14 protein-coding genes and 1 other RNA gene are annotated in these 17,668 nt (G+C 65.2%); 5 read left to right on the top strand and 10 right to left on the bottom strand.

What is annotated here, in order from left to right; genetic code table 11:
• Positions 1-3: 3 nt before the first annotated feature.
• Positions 4-966, bottom strand: a complete 963-nt coding sequence (locus tag XaplCFBP3123_RS20615; RefSeq protein ID WP_104535726.1) for a Ku protein — start codon at positions 964-966, stop codon at positions 4-6.
• Between the two features lie 154 nt (positions 967-1,120).
• Here XaplCFBP3123_RS20615 and XaplCFBP3123_RS20610 point away from each other — a divergent pair, with 154 nt between their 5' ends.
• Positions 1,121-1,300 (top strand): hypothetical protein, encoded by a 180-nt coding sequence (locus XaplCFBP3123_RS20610; protein ID WP_104535725.1) that lies wholly within the window; start codon positions 1,121-1,123, stop codon positions 1,298-1,300.
• A gap of 51 nt (positions 1,301-1,351) precedes the next feature.
• Here the strand turns inward: XaplCFBP3123_RS20610 and XaplCFBP3123_RS20605 are convergent, their stop codons facing one another.
• The 3 genes from XaplCFBP3123_RS20605 to adh all read right to left on the bottom strand — a co-directional run bounded on the left by XaplCFBP3123_RS20605 (position 1,352) and on the right by adh (position 4,463).
• Positions 1,352-1,747, bottom strand: a complete 396-nt coding sequence (locus tag XaplCFBP3123_RS20605) for a DUF779 domain-containing protein (RefSeq protein WP_104535724.1) — start codon at positions 1,745-1,747, stop codon at positions 1,352-1,354.
• Positions 1,748-1,768: 21 nt separating this feature from the next.
• On the bottom strand, positions 1,769-2,797 hold the full coding sequence (gene adhP / locus XaplCFBP3123_RS20600) for an alcohol dehydrogenase AdhP (RefSeq protein WP_104535723.1): 1,029 nt from the start codon (positions 2,795-2,797) through the stop codon (positions 1,769-1,771).
• A gap of 136 nt (positions 2,798-2,933) precedes the next feature.
• Complete coding sequence (adh, locus tag XaplCFBP3123_RS20595) at positions 2,934-4,463, bottom strand: aldehyde dehydrogenase (protein ID WP_104535722.1); 1,530 nt, start codon at positions 4,461-4,463, stop codon at positions 2,934-2,936.
• A 240-nt stretch (positions 4,464-4,703) separates the two neighbouring features.
• Between adh and XaplCFBP3123_RS20590 the strand changes: the two genes are divergently transcribed.
• Positions 4,704-6,581 (top strand): sigma-54-dependent Fis family transcriptional regulator, encoded by a 1,878-nt coding sequence (locus XaplCFBP3123_RS20590; RefSeq protein WP_104535721.1) that lies wholly within the window; start codon positions 4,704-4,706, stop codon positions 6,579-6,581.
• Between the two features lie 363 nt (positions 6,582-6,944).
• Here XaplCFBP3123_RS20590 and XaplCFBP3123_RS20585 read toward each other — a convergent pair whose 3' ends face one another.
• From XaplCFBP3123_RS20585 to XaplCFBP3123_RS20570, 4 genes are all read right to left on the bottom strand, one after another.
• Positions 6,945-7,436: a hypothetical protein gene (locus XaplCFBP3123_RS20585; RefSeq protein WP_172453424.1), complete on the bottom strand. Its 492-nt coding sequence runs from the start codon at positions 7,434-7,436 to the stop codon at positions 6,945-6,947.
• A gap of 196 nt (positions 7,437-7,632) precedes the next feature.
• The gene (locus tag XaplCFBP3123_RS20580) at positions 7,633-8,013 is read right to left on the bottom strand and encodes a cupin domain-containing protein (protein ID WP_104535720.1); all 381 of its coding nucleotides are present in this window, start codon (positions 8,011-8,013) and stop codon (positions 7,633-7,635) included.
• A gap of 125 nt (positions 8,014-8,138) precedes the next feature.
• Positions 8,139-8,438 (bottom strand): hypothetical protein, encoded by a 300-nt coding sequence (locus XaplCFBP3123_RS20575; protein WP_104535719.1) that lies wholly within the window; start codon positions 8,436-8,438, stop codon positions 8,139-8,141.
• A gap of 285 nt (positions 8,439-8,723) precedes the next feature.
• Positions 8,724-10,862 (bottom strand): TonB-dependent receptor family protein, encoded by a 2,139-nt coding sequence (locus XaplCFBP3123_RS20570; protein ID WP_172453423.1) that lies wholly within the window; start codon positions 10,860-10,862, stop codon positions 8,724-8,726.
• 156 nt (positions 10,863-11,018) lie between these two features.
• On the opposite strand from XaplCFBP3123_RS20570, the gene XaplCFBP3123_RS20565 reads away from it, so the two are divergent.
• A complete protein-coding gene (locus XaplCFBP3123_RS20565) occupies positions 11,019-12,221 on the top strand; it encodes an aromatic amino acid transaminase (RefSeq protein ID WP_104535717.1) in 1,203 nt (400 codons plus the stop codon).
• 333 nt (positions 12,222-12,554) lie between these two features.
• On the top strand, positions 12,555-13,565 hold the full coding sequence (locus XaplCFBP3123_RS20560) for a class 1 fructose-bisphosphatase (protein ID WP_104535716.1): 1,011 nt from the start codon (positions 12,555-12,557) through the stop codon (positions 13,563-13,565).
• A gap of 461 nt (positions 13,566-14,026) precedes the next feature.
• Here XaplCFBP3123_RS20560 and XaplCFBP3123_RS20555 read toward each other — a convergent pair whose 3' ends face one another.
• Entirely contained in the window at positions 14,027-15,388 is a 1,362-nt protein-coding gene (locus tag XaplCFBP3123_RS20555) for an amidase family protein (protein WP_104535715.1), read from the bottom strand.
• Positions 15,389-15,421: 33 nt separating this feature from the next.
• Entirely contained in the window at positions 15,422-17,110 is a 1,689-nt protein-coding gene (locus XaplCFBP3123_RS20550; RefSeq protein ID WP_104535714.1) for an NAD(P)/FAD-dependent oxidoreductase, read from the bottom strand.
• 95 nt (positions 17,111-17,205) lie between these two features.
• Here XaplCFBP3123_RS20550 and XaplCFBP3123_RS20545 point away from each other — a divergent pair.
• A non-coding RNA gene (locus XaplCFBP3123_RS20545) (sX9 sRNA) lies at positions 17,206-17,282 on the top strand.
• The last annotated feature ends 386 nt before the right edge of the window (positions 17,283-17,668 follow it).

The raw sequence follows: 17,668 nt of genomic DNA, 5'->3' as shown, positions 1-17,668 counted from the left end.
GGCCTATCCGGCCTTGCGGCGCGGCGGCGCCTTGCTGGCCGTGGCTTTGGTGGCCTTGCCCGCGGTCTTCTTGGTGGCTTTCTTGGCCACTTTCTTGGCGGCGGTCTTGGCGGCAGTCTTTTTGGCCGGCGCGGTTGCCGGCGCGCTGCTCTTCTTGGCCGGCGTGCGCGTATTGGCTTGCAGGCTCTTCTGCAGCAGCGACATGAAGTCGACCACGTTGGTGGTGGCGTCTTCGTGCTGCGGCGGCTCGACATCCACCGTCGTGGTGCCGCCCTTGGCCTGGATGCGCTTGCGCAGGATCTGCTCGAGCTTGCCGCGGAATTCGTCGTGGTAATCCTCCGGCTGCCAGGTGCCGGACATCGACTCGATCAGCTGCCTGGCCATCTCCTGTTCCTTGGGCGTGATGCGGTACTCGCCCACCGCGCCGGCCGGCAGCTTGAAGTCCTGCGGGTCCACCACTTCCTGCTGGTAGCGCAGCAGCAGCAGGATCAATGCGTCGCCCTGCGGCATCACCGCGGCCAGGTATTCGCGCGTGCGGATCACCACCTTGGCGATGCCCACCTTGCCGGTGTCGCGCAGCGTCTCGCGCAGCAGCACATAGCCTTTTTCGGCCTTCTTGCCGGGCACCAGGATGTAGGGCTTTTCGAAATAGCGCGGGTCGATGTCGGCGGCGTCGACAAAGGTTTCCACCTCCACCGTCTCGTGGCTCTCCGGCGAGGCCGAGCGGATGTCCTGCTCCTCGACGATGACATAGCTGCCCTTGTCGTACTCGAACGCCTTGACGATCTCCTTCCACGGCACCTCGTCGCCGGTGTCGGCGTTGACGCGCTCGAAGCGGATCGGCTTCTTGTCGCGCGAATCGAGCATGCGGAAATGCAGATCCACCTTGCGCTCGCCCGACATCAACGACACCGGTACATTGAGCAAGCCGAACGACAGGGTTCCGGTCCAGATCGGTCGTGCCATCGGCGTGTGACTCCGGGTGCTGTTTGGGGTAGCCCATAGCTGTAGCGCGGGCACCGTGATCCATGCGTGAGCCGCGCGTCTGCAGTCGCCACTGCGCGTCCTTCACCCGGCGCGCGGTGAACTGCGCATCCCTCTCGAATCCCAGGAGAACCACATGTCCCGCGACCCGCTACGCGACCAACCGACCCAGCCGGGCGAACAGCACGGCAAGCGCGATGCCGAACACTACGAAGACCGCGGTGCCGGCGATGCGCCCGACACGCTGATCCCTGCCGATGGCGACACCCCGGCCAAGAAGCCAGGTACTGCGCCGTCGCCAGCGACAGGCCGCTGAAGACAGCCGGCTGAAATACCCGCCCGGCAGCACCAGCCAGGCGGGTGTGCGTTACGCCCGACCTGCCTGCTGCAATTGGGCGAATTCCTCATCGGCAAACAGGCGCGAGCGCACCAGAAAGCGCACGCCCTCGCCGTTTTCCAGCGAGAACATGCCGCCGCGCCCCGGCACCACGTCGATGATCAGCTGGGTGTGCTTCCAGTACTCGAACTGCGAGGCACTGATATAGAACGGCGCGCCGCCGATCTCGCCCAGCAGCACATCGCGATCGCCGACGATGAAATCGCCCACCGGGAAACACATTGGCGAGGAACCATCGCAGCAGCCACCGGATTGATGGAACAGCACCTCGCCGTGCCGTGCGCGCAGCGTGTCGATCAACTGCAACGCCGCGAGCGTGGCCATCACCTGCAATGGCGGGTCTGTCTGCGTGGTGGTGCCCTGCATCGTCTGCCTCCTGCGGCGCGGTCAGGCCGCCATGTCGAGCACGATACGGCCCTCGATCGAGCCGGCGCGCATGCGGGCGAACACGTCGTTGATGTTGTCCAGCGTGTCGGTGGCGACGGTGGCGGCCACCTTGCCCTGATCGGCGAACTCCAACGACTCCTGCAGATCCAGGCGGGTGCCGACGATCGAACCGCGCACGGTCACGCCGTTGAGCACCAACCCGAAGATATCCAGCGGGAACGTCCCCGGCGGCAGGCCATTGAGCGCCACCGTCCCGCCACGCCGCACCATGCCGACCGCCTGCTCGAACGCCTTGGGCGACACCGCAGTGACCAACGCGCCGTGTGCGCCTCCGATTTCCTTCTTGAGGTACGCCACCGGATCGGTGGTGCGCGCATTGACCGTCACCGTTGCGCCCAGGCGCCTGGCCAGTGCCAGCTTGGCGTCGTCCACATCCACTGCGGCCACGTTCATTCCCATCGCCTTGGCGTATTGCACTGCCATGTGGCCGAGCCCGCCGATGCCGGAAATCACCACCCACTGACCCGGCTTGGTATCGGTGACCTTCAGGCCCTTGTAGACGGTGACGCCCGCGCACAGGATCGGCGCGACCTCGACGAAGCCGATGCCCTTGGGCAGCTGGCCGACATAGTCGGCGTTGGCCAGCGCGTACTGCGCGAAGCCGCCGTTGACCGAGTAGCCGCTGTTCTGCTGCGCCTCGCACAAGGTCTCCCAGCCACCCATACAGTGTTCGCAGTGGCCGCACGCCGAGTACAGCCACGGGATGCCGACGCGGTCGCCTTCCTTGATGTGCTTGACGCCTTCGCCGACCGCCACCACGTTGCCGACACCTTCGTGGCCGGGAATGAACGGCGGGTTCGGCTTGACCGGCCAGTCGCCCTCGGCGGCGTGCAGGTCGGTGTGGCAGACGCCACAGGCTTCGATCTTGACCAGGATGTCGCCGGCGGCCGGACGCGGCACCTGCACCTCCTCGATCACCAGCGGCTTGCCGAACTCGCGTACCACTGCAGCTTTCATCGTCTTGTCCACATTGCACTCCTGTCGCTTTCGTTGAGGAAACCTTAGCCCCGGACCGCAGCCGGAGCCTTGATCGAGGTCAAAGCCGCGGCGCGGACGCGCGGCGCCAGCCGATCGTCGCCGCGCACGAGCGCGACCGGCATGGATGTCAGAAGAAGCCCAGCGCCTTGGGCGAGTAGCTGACCAGCAGGTTCTTGGTCTGCTGATAATGGTCGAGCATCATCTTGTGATTCTCGCGGCCGATGCCCGACTGCTTGTAACCGCCGAACGCGGCATGCGCCGGGTAGGCGTGGTAGCAATTGGTCCACACGCGCCCGGCCTGGATCGCGCGGCCCATGCGGTACAGGCGCGCAGCATCGCGACTCCACACCCCCGCGCCCAGGCCGTACAGCGTGTCGTTGGCGATCGCCAGCGCTTCGGCCTCGTCCTTGAAGGTGGTCACCGACACCACCGGTCCGAATATTTCTTCCTGGAACACGCGCATCTTGTTGTGGCCCTTGAACACCGTCGGCTTGACGTAGAAGCCACCGGCCAGCTCGCCGTCGAGCGCGTTGCGTTCGCCGCCGATCAGCACTTGCGCGCCTTCCTGCCTGCCGATATCGATGTAGGACAGGATCTTTTCCAGCTGCTCGCCGGAGGCCTGCGCGCCGACCATGGTATTGGGGTCGAGCGGATTGCCCTGCTTGATCGCGGCCACGCGCGCCAGCGCTTTCTCCATGAACCTGTCGTAGATCGATTCCTGGATCAGCGCGCGCGAGGGGCAGGTGCACACCTCGCCCTGATTGAAGGCGAACAGCACGAATCCTTCCACCGCCTTGTCGAGAAAATCGTCGTCTTCGGCCATCACGTCGGCGAAGAAGATGTTCGGCGATTTACCGCCCAGCTCCAGCGTCACCGGAATCAGGTTCTGGCTGGCGTATTGCATGATCAACCGGCCGGTGGTGGTTTCGCCGGTGAAGGCGATCTTGGCGATACGCGGATTGCTGGCCAGCGGCTTGCCCGCCTCCAGGCCGAAGCCGTTGACCACGTTGAGCACCCCGGGCGGCAGCAAGTCGCCGATGACTTCCATCAACACCAGGATCGAGGCCGGTGTCTGCTCGGCCGGCTTCATCACCACGCAGTTGCCGGCAGCCAGCGCCGGTGCGAGTTTCCAGCACGCCATCAGCAGCGGAAAATTCCACGGAATGATCTGCCCGACCACGCCCAGCGGCTCGTGGAAGTGGTAGGCGATGGTGTCGCTGTCGATCTCGGAGATGCCGCCTTCCTGCGCGCGGATGGCGCCAGCGAAATAGCGGAAGTGATCCACGCACAACGGCACGTCCGCATTGAGCGTTTCGCGCACCGGCTTGCCGTTGTCCCAGGTCTCGGCATGGGCGAGCAGTTCCAGATTCTGCTCGATGCGGTCGGCGATCCTGAGCAGCACATTGGATCGCTCGGTGGCGGAGGCCTTGCCCCACGCGTCCTTGGCCGCATGCGCCGCGTCCAATGCGGCTTCGATGTCCTGCGCATTGGAGCGCGCGATCGAGGTGAACACCTTGCCGCTGATCGGAGTGGTGTTGTCGAAGTACTGTCCGCTATGCGGCGCCACCCACTTGCCGCCGATGAAGTTGTCATAGCGCGGTTTGAAGATGGACTGCGGGTCGGTGTTCAGCGGCTTGGCGGATGTCACGGCATTCATCGGTGTCTCCTGCGGTACATGGGAGGAAGCCCGTTACGGGGCGTCCCCGTTGTCACGCAAGGGCGATGCCAGGTTTGCCCTGCTGCACTGCGTCACGCCCGATCGCGCCGCGGGTGCGACCGATGGTCGCAGTCTTCGCTGCGGCGCATCACGCGCGGCGCTTGCGCTGTGTCCGCAAACATGGTGTTTATCGGGACAGTGATCTTCTGGACTGTCGCAGATTGCGACACGAGGTGGCGGATGGCGATGTCGACAGAGCAGCAGCTGGGCCGCGCGCGGCGCTCGTTCTTCGAGCGCGGGGCGATGCCGGCCGGGCAGGTACCGGACGCGATCCTGCAGTCGTGGCGACGCTGCCAGCGCCAGGGCCTGGCCGCCGAGGCGACGCCGGCGATCGAACCGGTCAGCGCTGCACGCCTGCGCGAGATGCGCGAACGTCACGAGACCTTGTGGCGGCGCGCGCGCGCCGAGCTGGAAGGGCTGTCGGCCGACGCAGCGGCCACCGGCAGCGTCGTGCTGCTCACCGACGAGGCCGGCTGGATCCTCGATGCCGAGGGCAGCACCGGCTTCCTCGACCGCGCCGGGCGGGTGGCACTGATGCCCGGCGTCTGCTGGAGCGAAAGCGTGGTCGGCACCAATGCCATCGGCACCGCGATCGTGGAGAGCCGCTCGATCGAGGTCCGCGGCGGCGAGCACTACCTCGCCCCGCACGGCATCCTCAGCTGTGCCGCGTCGCCGATCTTCGATCCTTACGGGCAGCTGGTGGGCGTGCTCGACATCTCCGGCGACGCACGTCTGCAGCACATGCACGCGCTGGGACTGGCGCGGCGCGCGGTGACCAGCATCGAGCACCGCTACTTCGACGACGGCGTCGCCGATTGCGAACTGCTGCGCGTGCACCACGACCCGGCCCTGCTGGGCACCGCGCGCGAGGGCCTGCTGGCGTTTCGCGGCGGGCGCCTGGTGGCGGCCAACCGCGCCGGCCTGCAGCTGTTCGGGCTGGAGCGCCACGAACTGGGGCGCGCGCGCTACGACGCGCTGTTCGAGGAGCCACTGACCCGGCTGCGCCACGACGGCGCCCTGTTCGACCGCCAGGGCCGCGCCCTGTACGGGCGCGTGGACGAGCGCGGCGACGCGCGGCCGCGCCGGCGCGCCACGCAGCCACCGATCACGGTCTCGTCCGCCCGCCGGGACGGCGACCGCGACGCGCCGCTGTTCGAGGCCGAGATCGAGCGCCTGCTCGGGCGCGCTTGCCGGGTGCTGGATGCCGAGCTCCCAGTGCTGGTGCAGGGCGAGACCGGCACCGGCAAGGAGGTGTTCGCGCGCGAGTTGCACCGCCGCTGCGCGCGCGCCGGCCGCCCATTCGTGGCGGTGAACTGCGCCGCGCTGCCCGAGGGCCTGATCGAGGCCGAGCTGTTCGGCTACGAGGGCGGCGCCTTCACCGGAGCGCGCAAGCACGGCAGCCCGGGGCTGCTGCGTCAGGCCGAGGGCGGGGTGCTGTTCCTCGACGAGATCGGCGACATGCCGCTGGCGCTACAGCCACGGCTGCTGCGCGTGCTGCAGGAGCGCGAACTGTCCCCGCTGGGCGGCGGCAAGCCGGTGCGGCTGGACTTCGCACTGGTCTGCGCCACCCACCAGGACCTGCAAGCGGCGATCGCCGACGGCCGCTTCCGCGCCGATCTGTACTACCGCATTGCCCACCATGCGGTGGCGCTGCCGGCGCTGCGCGCGCACGCCGACCGCCCGCTGCTGGTGCAGGAGCTGTGGCAGCGCCTGGGCCAGGGCCGCCAGCTCAGCAGCGACGCGCTGCGGGTCCTGGCCGACTACGACTGGCCGGGCAACCTGCGCCAGCTCTCGGCCTGCCTGCGCACACTGGTGGCGCTGAGCGAACCCGGCGAGCGCATCGACCGCGACGCGCTGCCGGGCTACCTCGCCACCCGGACCGCGGTGTCGGCGGGAGCCGCTGCCGCGCCGGCACCGGCCGATAGCCTGGAGCAGCTGGCGCAGGCGGCGATGCGGCAGGCGCTGGACGCCTGCGGCGGCAACGTCGCGCAGGCGGCACGCCGGCTCGGCATCAGCCGCAGCACGCTGTATCGCCGGCTCGGCCCGCAACGGGCCTGACGCCGGGCGGGCAAGCGCATCGCCCGCCGACGCGGCCCAGGAGCGCGCGGATGCGCATGCCCGCCGCCAAGAATCCCTCGGGGCCGCCATCAGTGCCGGCGTGCGTCATGCTGTATTCCTTGACGCAAACGATGGCGTGCGGGCAACGGGAAACGACGACGCGAGCCAGCTCGGCGCATGACCGCCGCTGACCAACGCCATCTCACGTTGCGCATCAAGTAGGGTTCTGCGGGTACAGGACCTTACTCCGCCATGCCTCTCAAAGTGCCTGGACTTCCGCCCGCCATCGCGATCGCTGCAGGCCGCGACCGCAGTGCCGCCGTGGGGCGCCGACGGGTGACTTGCACGCCGTGCGCACGCACCTCAGCTGCGCGGTGCAGTCGGCTTGAAGACGTCGGGATCGGCCATGGCAGCAGCGCAGTCCTGCACGTTTCTCAGGTGATAGGACTGCAACTGCCAACCCGCTGTGGCCGATGCCGCAGTCCATCGATACGTCCAGTGATAGCGCATCCCCGCGCCACATGCGTCGATGGCGACCACATCGCCAGGCTGACCATGCTCCGGGAAGGCCACCTCGGTACTGGTCAGGTCTGCACGCCCGCCGGCACCTGGCGCGTGAGTGCGGTAACTGGTGCGCAGCTGGCCTAGCTCGGCGGCGCTTGCCGGTCGCTGTTGCCTGGACGGCTGCGCCAGCAACCAGCGATGCACCTGCGCCACGGCCGGGCTATCGGCCGGATAGGTCCGCGTTACCTGCAGCATGCCTGGTTCCGAGGGTGCAGCGGCACTGGCGACGGTGCCGCTCAAGAGACTGGTCGCGCCGAGCGCCGCAACCGACACCACTTGCAGGAATGTCATCCCATGCTCCATGCGTTGTGTGCGGAAAACCGAGCCTAGCACGCACCGCACGACCGGCTGGCCGCAGGTACTGCAACGATCCTGTGCAGGACCAGGTGCGCCATACGCAGCTCGGTGTTTGCAATAACCTGCCATGCAGGGGTGGCTGCGTGGATGCCAACCGATGCCGCCAGCACCCGCGCGCCGAGCGCAGCGATCAGATCCAGACGTCGTTGTCTGCGGTGTATGCGCCGCCCGCATCGCCGGTGTTGACCACACCACGCGGCTCGACCAGCAACACGCTGCATTCGCGCTCCGCCGCCGGGCGGTGTTCGACACCCTTGGGCACCACGTGCATCTGCCCGGCCGACAGCGCCACCACGCCGTCGCGAAATTCGATGGTCATGTTGCCGTCCAGCACGATGAATACCTCGTCCGTGTCCGCATGCTGATGCCACACGAACGCACCCTGCAGCTTGACCAGTTTGAACTGGTAGTCGTTCATTTCCGCGACGACACGCGGGGACCAGTGCTGCGACAGCAGGGCGAGCTTGTCGCTGAAATCGATCGGGGCGTAGCGCGTGTTCAACGGAAACATCCTTGTGCGGGGAATGCGCTTGCAAGCTTAGTGCATCGCATCGCCGGCAGTCACCGCTGCATCAACGCGGCGCATTGCAGCGACGCGCGGCGAACAGCGCGAGCGGTTTGCCCGGCGCGATGGGTTCATGCGCGAGCATTGCTGGTGTCTGCCGCGCGCCAGGCCTGCACGGCTGCGGTGACCTGCGCACCGTGGCTGGCGCTGGCATCACGCGCGGCAAAGGCGTGCGGCCGCCATTGCACCTGCGCGGCCAGCCGTGCGCAGGCGGCATGCCCGTCTGCCAGCACATCGGCCTGCTCGGTTGCGTTCAACGCCAGCAGGAGCGAGAAGCCGGTGGCCGAGATCGTGCAGTTGATGTCCAGCCAGTAGCGGTTGCCCGCGCGCAGGAGAAACCAGCCTGCGGGGGCGTGATCGATGACGATCATGGTGGGGCCTGATGTGGTGGGTCGATGGCAGACCGTGCGTTGGCGGGATGGCTTTGTCGCGCCCGGGTGCGCTCCTACGGGCGGCATGCGTGGTGTTGAACGCGCGCCGCCTGCGGCCAGCTCAGCCTCCGAAATCACACTGCAGGCCGACGGTTTGTTGGAGATGCATCTGCGCGCTGCTATGGCATTGCGTGGCGCCCGTGTTAGCGGGACGGCTTCGTCGCGCCCGGGTGCGCTCCTACGAGGCGTGGTGGGCGGCGATGTGCACCACCGCCCATCGATGGCTCAGCCGCCGAAATCCCACTGCAGGCCGATGGTGTAGGTGCGGTCCGGGCCTGGTTCGTAGTAGCGCCCGTTGCCGTCGTTGACGATCACCGAGCCCACGTACTGGCGGTCCAGCACGTTGTCGATGCGTGCGAACGTGCGCAGCCCGCCCAGCGTGGTGGTCCAGCGCCGGGAGGCTTCCAGATTGACCAGCGCGTAGCCGGGCGCGCGTTCGGTGGCCAGGTCGTTGACCACAGTGGCGTCGGAGGCCACCGTTTCGGCGGCGAACTGCCATTGCAAGGGCTGCCACTGCCAGCGTGCGAACAGCTGCTGACGCGGCACGCCCGGCAGGCGCGCGCCGCTGGCCACCGGTGCGGTGGGCGTGGCGCAGCCGCTGCTGGCGCAGGTGAGGTAACCATCGCGCACGCTGGCATCGACGAAGGTGTAGGCCAGCTGCAGCTGCTGGGTGTCGCCCACCGGTTGATTCCAGCTCAGCTCCGCGCCCTGGCGGCGGGTGGCGCCGATGTTGCGGTAGGTGCTGCGGCCATTGGTGTTGCTGGCCACGGCCAGTTCGTCGTCGGTGTCGGCGCGGAACAGCGCGACCTCCACCGCTGCGCCGCTTTGCGCGCGCCACTTGCTGCCGATTTCGTAGTTGCGGCTGGTCGCCGCGCCCAGATCCAGCGCCAGGCCGGCGCCGCCGTCGCTGCGATAACCCAGCTCGTTGAAGGTGGGCGTTTCGAAACCGCGTCCCACCGAGGCGTAGAAACGCAGGTCGTCGGCGGCACGCAACACGATGCCGGCCACCGGCGTGGTCGCCGAATACTCGCGCTGGCCGCTGTCGTCGGGATTACGCCCGAGGATGTAGTGATCGTCCGAGTCGAAGCGCACCTGGCTATGGCGCACGCCCAGCAGGGCCGACCAGCGCGCGCTCCACTGCCACCAGGCCTGCGCGAACTGGTCCACGTTCTCGACCTGGTCGCGCTGGTTGCGGCGCAGCGCACCCTTGACGCCCAGCGTGTCGCCGACGAAGTTTTCATAACCGGTACGGTGCTGGCGTTGACGATCGACATTGGCGCCCACAGTTAGCTGCAAGGGCCGGCCCAGGGCCTGCCCCTGCCAGGCCCAACGCGCGTCGGCACCTTCGTAATTGCTGTCCAGATCGATCACCCCGCCCGAATGCAGCGGGTTGCGCTGCACCGCCACCGGGATCGCCAGGAACTGCTCCACGCTGCGCTGCCCGCCGTAGGCCATCAGCCGCAAGGTCTGGCTGTCCAACTGCTGGGTGAAGATGGCGCCGGCCTGCGACTGCCGCACCGATTTGCGGGTGTTGAACTGGGTGGCCACCGCCGTGGCCTGCGCCGGGTCGGCGTTGAACTGTGCGCGGGTCAGGCCGAGCGGGTCCAGCGCGTCGGGCGCGTCCAGATAGTTGAGCACCAGGTCCAGCCGGCCGCCCTCGGCCAGATCGAAACCCAGCTTGGCGTTGACCGACTCGCGCCTGGCGCGGCTATGGTCGCGAAAGCCGTCGGTTTCGAAATGATTGGCGGCCAGGTTGTAGTGCACCGCGCCCTGCTGGCCGAGCAATTGCGCGCCCACATTGACAGTGGCGTTGCTGCCGTAGGTGGCGCGCAGCCGCCAGGGGTCGTTTGGGGCGCCGTCGGCGCTCCACAGCTGCAGCACGCCGCCGGAGGAGTTGCCGTACAGCGCCGAGAACGGCCCGCGCAGCACTTCCACCCGCTGCGCGCCCAGCACGTTGAAGTGCGACAGCTGGCCCTGGCCATCGGGCATGCTGGCCGGGATGCCATCGACCAGCAGGCGCACGCCGCGCACGCCGAAGGTGGAGCGCGCACCGAAGCCGCGGATCGACAGCTGGGTGTCCTGCGCATAGTTCTGGCGATCGCGCGCCACCAGCCCGGGGATGCCGTCCAGCAGCTCGGACACCTGCGCGCCGCGGCGGTTGTCATCGTCTGCTGCCACCACGGTGAAGGAGGCCGGCAGGTCGAAGTCGTCCACCCCATGGACACGTGCGGCGTCCACCTGGACCGCGGGCAATGCCCGGATCGGCGTGGCGGAGGGGGGCGCCGCATCGGCGGCCAGGACGGGCGACGCGGCGCCCGTGGCGAACAGGCCGCAGGCGGCGGCCAATAGGGTCAGTCTGGGCATCGGCGTAGTGTCCCTCATCCGTACTGTGGCCGCATCGTTGCGTACGGAACGAAGCATGCTACGCCGGCCATGGGCTGCTACGATGAAGTGGTTTGGCCCAGCTGCGGCCGAGCATCCGGAAGTCCCTCACTCTTTCGTCCTTCAGCGAGTCATGCCGTGTCCTTCTTTGCAAACGTGGAACAGGTTCCAGGCGACCCCATCCTGGGCCTGACCGAGGCCTACAACGCCGACAGCCGCCCCAACAAGGTCAACCTGGGCGTGGGCATCTATTACGACGAGAACGGGCGCATCCCGCTGTTGCGCGCCGTGCACAAGATCGAGCAGCAGCTCGCACTGGACGCCAAACCGCGTGGCTATCTGCCCATCGACGGCCTGGCCGCCTACGACAAGGCCACCCAGGAGCTGCTGTTCGGCGCCGAGTCGGCGCTGGTGGCCTCCGGCCGCGTGGCGACCTCGCAGACCGTTGGCGGCAGCGGCGCATTGCGCGTGGGCGCGGACCTGCTCAAGAAGCTGCTGCCCACCTCCACCATCGCCATCAGCAACCCGAGCTGGGAAAACCATCGCGCGGTGTTCGGCGCGGCCGGCTTCGAGGTCGTGGACTACACCTATTTCGATGCCGCCAGCCATGGGCTGAACTTCGACGGCATGCTCGCCGATCTGGCCAGACTGGAGCCGGGCACGGTGGTGCTGCTGCACGCCTGCTGCCACAACCCGACTGGCGCGGACCTGAGCAAGGAACAGTGGAAGCAAGTCGCCGGGCTGTTGAAGGAACGCAAGCTGTTCCCGTTCGTCGACATCGCCTACCAGGGCTTCGACAAGGGCATCGAGGCCGATGCGTATGCGGTGCGCCTGCTCGCCGCCGAAGGCATCGACAGCTACGTGGTCGCCAGCTCGTACTCCAAGTCGTTCTCGCTGTATGGCGAGCGCGTGGGCGCGCTGTCGGTGGTCTCGGCCACTGCGGCCGAAGCCAAGGCCGTGCAGTCGCAGGTCAAGCGCATCATCCGCACGATCTACTCCAGCCCGTCCACGCACGGCGCAGCATTGGTGGCCGGCGTGCTGACCAGCCCGGAGCTGCGCGATCTGTGGGAGCAGGAGCTGACCGAGATGCGCGAGCGCATCCACGCCCTGCGCGCGGGCCTAGTGGCCAAGCTGGCCACACTGGGTGCGCCGGAGTTCGACTTCATCCAGCGCCAGGCCGGCATGTTCTCGTACTCGGGCCTGACCAGAACGCAGGTGGACCGCCTGCGCGACGAGTTCGCCATCTATGCCGTCGGCACCGGCCGTATCTGCGTGGCCGCGCTGAGCCAGCGCAACCTGGACTACGTGGCACAGGCCGTGGCCACCGTCAGCCGCATGTAAGCGACGCAGCGTGGTCGGCCACAGCGGCCAACGCCTGCAAACCGGGAGCGCGCCAGCCTCCCGGTTTTTTTGCCCGCAGACGCCGCTCCCTTCCCCGCCCTCGCCGCGTCCTTCCCCGCCCTCGCCGCGTCCTTCCCCGCCCTCGCCGCGTCCTTCCCCCGCCGGCGGGGGAAGGTGCCCGAAGGGCGGATGGGGGCAAGCGCAGCGCAACCATCGCCCCCCCATTCGCGCATGTTCGATCAACCACGCGGCAAAACGCGCATGCAGTGATCGAAATCTAACGGCGCAATGGCGACAATGGCGGACCACTTCCTACACAGGCTGCCCGCTCCCATGTCGCGTCCCTCGCTGACCCGCTTCCTGATCGAAGAGCAACACGCCGGCCGTATCGACCCGGAATTGCGCCAGCTGATCACCATCGTCTCGCGCGCCTGCAAGCGCATTTCCATCGCCGTGAGCAAGGGCGCCCTGGGCGGCGTGCTTGGCGATGCCGGCACCGGCAATGTGCAGGGCGAAGCACAGAAGAAGCTCGACGTGCTCAGCAACGACATCCTGCTCGAAGCCAATGCCTGGGGCGGCCACCTGGCCGCGTGCGCGTCGGAAGAAATGGATCACAGCCAGCCGGTGCCCGACCAGTACCCCAGTGGCGATTTCCTGCTGCTGTTCGATCCGCTGGACGGCAGTTCCAACATCGACGTCAACGTCTCGGTCGGCACCATCTTCTCGGTACTGCGCGCGCCCAAGGGCACCGAAAAGCCGGGCGACGAACACTTCCTGCAGCCGGGCACCCAGCAGGTCGCCGCCGGCTACTGCATCTACGGCCCCAGCACGATGCTGGTGCTCACGCTGGGCCACGGCACCCACGCCTTCACCCTGGAGCGCGAGGAAGGCAGCTTCCTGCTGACCCAGGCCAACATGCGCGTGCCCGACGACACTGCCGAGTACGCCATCAACATGTCCAACCAGCGCCACTGGGAACCGGCCATGCAGTCCTATGTCAGCGACCTGCTGGCCGGCAAGGACGGCACCCGCGGCAAGGACTTCAACATGCGCTGGATCGCCAGCATGGTCGCCGACGTGCACCGCATCCTCACCCGCGGCGGCATCTTCATCTACCCCTGGGACAAGAAGGACGCATCCAAGCCGGGCAAGCTGCGCCTGATGTACGAAGCCAACCCGATGAGCATGCTAGTGGAGCAGGCCGGCGGCGCGGCCACCACCGGGCGTGAGCGCATCCTGGACCTCCAGCCGACGCAGTTACATCAGCGCGTGCCGGTGTTCCTCGGTTCGAAGAACGAAGTGGCCGAAGCCACGCGGTATCACCACGAGTTCGATCAGGCCTAGAGCGTGTCATCTACTTTGGGATGAGTGCGGAGCCTTCTGTGGCGCGTAGAGACTAAGACGTGCGCGTTGCCCAGGCCGGTGGCCTGGGCAACGCTGTCTCGGCAAGCCACAGACCGCTTCCCTTGTTCGGGCCGTTCGCTACTGGTGCACAGCAAGTGCCAAGGCAGATCGCGTTTGTCTGGCGGCAGCGTAGTGGTTAGTGGCCCCTGAAAGATCGCATTCACGCATCAGTTCCTGCCCGCGACAACCCAGATCCACCATCGCCGCCGCGGGTTCTATATTCACATCCTGCAGCAACCGGTGAGCGACTGCCGCAGGGAGACTGCATCGATAAAGGGATCGATGGGGCCACATGCCTTGCATCGGTGGCGGCGGCCATGCTGCGGACCACTCGGTATCCCCATACATCACCGCTGGTCGGGAAATCGATGCTGTAAAGCCGGTGTCATGTCGGTACGCGATCAGCCCGCTGAGTCGGCCGCATGAGACCGCACAATGCTTTCTATGCGGCTTGCCATCTGTAGCAGATAGCCATCCCGGCCTCGTTTGCAATCCAGGCTCAATCCAACTGGCAATGCCGTGAGCGGAGCTACCGGCAGCGTGACGGAAGGTAGCGCGGCATTGCTGGCTAGATCGGTGTTGCGGATGATTTCGCCGAACAGGTCAGGGTCTCCGGCGGTGTCTCGGTGCGGTACCGCGCCCGGAACTGTTGGATAGGCCAGTAAGTCGATCCTACAGCTGTCGAAAAATGCGTCCATCTCCTCGCGCAGCAGATGGAGGCCATGCAATGCACGCTGGTATTCGCAATTAGAAAACATCTTACTTTTCATGTTCGTATGGATAATCGATCGGATATTCTCATCGCCAATCTGATCGAAGACCTTGGCGATTCTGCTTCCGATCCCGTTAACCAACAGCGACCTCGGAAAATCCACAAAGAACTCGCTGATCGGAACCGTGAAGGCGCCCATCGTGCTGAGCGAGACTATTCTGGCGTCGTCGACCACAACGCACTCGAAACCGTACCTTGCCAATAGATCGATGCAGGCCTGGCAGTGTTTCCTCACCTCGTCGTCCAACCTCTTCCACATGGAAGAAGGCAATCCTATGCGACAGGCTGAGGGCAGCACCGCGCTAGGCTGGACATCGCCGCAGGACAGGTGCGTGTATAAAAACAGGACATCCGCCGCCGTGCGCGCCAACAAGCCGGGGGTGTCCTTGGTATGCGAGACCGGGAGAATCCCTGACGACGACCAATGCCCGCTTGTAGGACGAAATCCGGTGATTCCGCAGAACGAGGCCGGTATCCTGACCGAGCCACCGGTGTCGGTACCGACGGCAGCGGATACGATGCCGGCTGCCACTGCAGCAGCGCTACCTCCGCTGCTACCGCCCGCGCAGTATCCCGGCGCAGCGGGGTTACCGACCGCCCCTTGCACGGAGCTTGCCGATGTGATCCCGAAGCTCAACTCATGCATCGTGTTTTTCCCGGCAACGGCGGCCCCCAAACGCGTGAGCCTTTTGACGATTTCGGCGTCATGCGAAGCCACGCAATCCGCAAGTCCCGGGGTTCCTGCAGTAATGGGCAATCCCGCCACGAATATATTGTCCTTGAAAGAGATCGGGATGCCATATAAAGGCAGATCCTTCTGCTCTTCGCCGGGCTCTCTATATTCGTTCTCGGGCAGGTCAGCCCTGACGAAGCAGTTAAGTGCAGCATGTGCCCTTTCCGACTCAAATGCGCGCTGCTTGATCTGCAGGGGCGTTATATCACCGGATTTTATTTTGGCGCAAAGCGATTCGAGCGATTGGTCTGTAGGCATGCCTGTCTCCCATGATGGTCTCGTTGAATCAGATCAATAACGATAAACGCGCCGTATCCCGTCCAGAGGATTGTCGGGCAGGAGTTTGCCGCCGACACTTCGAATAACCGCGCAAGCGCTGTTCAGGCCAGTCTGAATGGCGCCTTCGATCCACCCTCCGGTGAACGAGCACCCGCACCCGGCGAGGTATAGTCCGGAGTCTGTCGCAATATCGTTTGCAGACTGAAATTGGAAGAAAAGGCGTTCCGAGTAGATATCCGTGCCGGGATAGTTCAGTTTGAATGCCCCTGCGGAGTAGGGATCCAATAACCAGTCATGTTGGATCACGTTGCGCTCATAGTCATCGTCGGCCGGGATCAGATGACGAGCGAACTGTGGAAGAATTTTCGCTAACTCTTCGGTCAGAAACTGGCAGCGCTGTCGCTTGTCGTGGAAGCCGAGCAACTTGTTAGCATCGTCTTCCCATGTGTAACTAAGCAGTACCACACCGTGGCCACCTGGATTGTCCGGCTCATAGTCCAGGCAGTAAACATTGCGCAGCAATCCATCCGTCAGAATCGAGGTCGGCAGGTTTTCAGCAAGCCAGAATTTATGACTGGTAAGCATGAATATCTTGGAGGAGCTAGTCATGTGTGTCTCCCGCACTGCACGACAGACGTCATGATCGAAGAATGTCTCATCGCTAGTGATTCGATGAACCGTTTGCATGCTGCGGTTACTGCTAGTGACGATCACCCGATCGAATTGCATGGTGTCGCCAGATTCCACGGAAAGCGCAATCCTTCCGTCCCGTTTGGAGATCCGGGAAACTTCGCCGCGCTGTACGCGCTCCTTCAGTTGACGTCCTTGGAAAGTTTGGTTTGCAAGCTTTTCCACGAGGCTGGAGATCCCTCCGATGATCATGCGTTGATCGCAGTCGTAACCGTTGATGACAATGCGGAGTATTTCTGTGAATCCGGCCTGATAGACCGGCGTGAAACCTCCCGAGCCGATCCCCAACGAACCGAACAGATCGAAATCTGCAGGCTTCTCCCATCGCACGCCTCCCGGCGCACGGGGGTTGCTAAATATCTCGACGATAGCCGAATAGAAGGAAGCATTGCCAAAGGCTTCTATCCAACCCTGCCAAGCCTCGCGTGCGTGTTCGAAGCGGCGCGCCTTGAGGAGCGATGTAATTGTCATCGGCGCAATCAATGCTTTGCCGCTCTTCACGTAGCCGTCTCGCAAGAATGCTCGCCAGCCTTCGTCAACACGCCGAAAAAGTTCCGGCGGCCGACCGTTTGCCGGCCATAGATGGCGCGTTCCCCGGTAATGCAGCTCGGTATCGACCACGCCAGGATCGGGAAAGGACGCGTTATTTGAGATTCCGAACTTGTCCAGGTAATGGAACAGGCAGGATTGGCTTGAGGGAAAGCGCATCGCTCCCATCTCGGCAATGAGATGAGGCGCGCGTGCGTCGAACGCCTGCGACCATGCCCGTCCGCCAATACGGTTACGCGCCTCGAACAAGGTGACATCGTGTATTCCTGTCCGCATTAGCTCCGTTGCCGCCACAAGACCGCTGATGCCGGCTCCCACGATGGCGATACGCAGCGATGACGCGTGCGAGGGCATGGTCCCCACGCTTCCGTGACGATCGGACCGGTTCAGAAAAGGCGTGTAATCGTAGAGCAGATCAACACAAGGCAACGATTGGCGCTCTGGACAGTGATTGTATTTCATACTATTTTTTGGAACCCCTTCAATTTCTAATTCAGAGCGGCTGACAAACCGACTGCGCGCCCGCCAGGCGGGCGCGGTCGTCGCGCGGAATGGGCATGTCCTACGCGTACGCCCCGGTTCTGAACGCGCCGCCCGCACTCACCTGACGACCGCTCGCCACGTTCTGTTAGCCGCTCTTAATTTAATGATTGTCGCGCATCACTAAACGCCCAAGCACCTGGCTCGAATCTTAATCCTGGCGCACATCACCATGGTTATACGAGACTTCCAGTAATTTCTTTTTATCTATTATTCGATACTACCTGGAGAATTAATCCGGACATCGCACTTGTGCCAGTTCCGGTGCTGGATCACGCTGTGGACCGTCCGGGTGGCGGATGGCGGCAAGGACTCCAGGCCGCCGAAAGCAACCGTTACCACCTTGGCAAAGCAATGCCGACCCGTCTTATCGCCCCGGCAGTTCGGCGTCGTGGCGCCGGCCTGCAACCCTCGTAACCAGCGCGTAGAAGTGTCGACTCCCCGTAAAATTGATCCATCCATAACTAGAGGTCTCCGGGC

The organism is Xanthomonas arboricola pv. populi (assembly GCF_002939945.1).
Taxonomy (GTDB): Bacteria; Pseudomonadota; Gammaproteobacteria; order Xanthomonadales; family Xanthomonadaceae; genus Xanthomonas; species Xanthomonas arboricola_A.
Note: the sequence above shows the minus strand (reverse complement) of the source record. Positions and strands in the feature narration are given on the sequence as shown.

Coding starts and splice junctions, on each gene's coding strand:
- XaplCFBP3123_RS20615 (WP_104535726.1), bottom strand. CDS start 966: ATGGCACGACCGATCTGGACCGGAACCCTGTCGTTCGGCTTGCTCAAT.
- XaplCFBP3123_RS20610 (WP_104535725.1), top strand. CDS start 1,121: ATGTCCCGCGACCCGCTACGCGACCAACCGACCCAGCCGGGCGAACAG.
- XaplCFBP3123_RS20605 (WP_104535724.1), bottom strand. CDS start 1,747: ATGCAGGGCACCACCACGCAGACAGACCCGCCATTGCAGGTGATGGCC.
- adh (WP_104535722.1), bottom strand. CDS start 4,463: ATGAATGCCGTGACATCCGCCAAGCCGCTGAACACCGACCCGCAGTCC.
- XaplCFBP3123_RS20590 (WP_104535721.1), top strand. CDS start 4,704: ATGGCGATGTCGACAGAGCAGCAGCTGGGCCGCGCGCGGCGCTCGTTC.
- XaplCFBP3123_RS20585 (WP_172453424.1), bottom strand. CDS start 7,436: ATGACATTCCTGCAAGTGGTGTCGGTTGCGGCGCTCGGCGCGACCAGT.
- XaplCFBP3123_RS20580 (WP_104535720.1), bottom strand. CDS start 8,013: ATGTTTCCGTTGAACACGCGCTACGCCCCGATCGATTTCAGCGACAAG.
- XaplCFBP3123_RS20575 (WP_104535719.1), bottom strand. CDS start 8,438: ATGATCGTCATCGATCACGCCCCCGCAGGCTGGTTTCTCCTGCGCGCG.
- XaplCFBP3123_RS20570 (WP_172453423.1), bottom strand. CDS start 10,862: ATGCCCAGACTGACCCTATTGGCCGCCGCCTGCGGCCTGTTCGCCACG.
- XaplCFBP3123_RS20560 (WP_104535716.1), top strand. CDS start 12,555: ATGTCGCGTCCCTCGCTGACCCGCTTCCTGATCGAAGAGCAACACGCC.
- XaplCFBP3123_RS20555 (WP_104535715.1), bottom strand. CDS start 15,388: ATGCCTACAGACCAATCGCTCGAATCGCTTTGCGCCAAAATAAAATCC.
- XaplCFBP3123_RS20550 (WP_104535714.1), bottom strand. CDS start 17,110: ATGAAATACAATCACTGTCCAGAGCGCCAATCGTTGCCTTGTGTTGAT.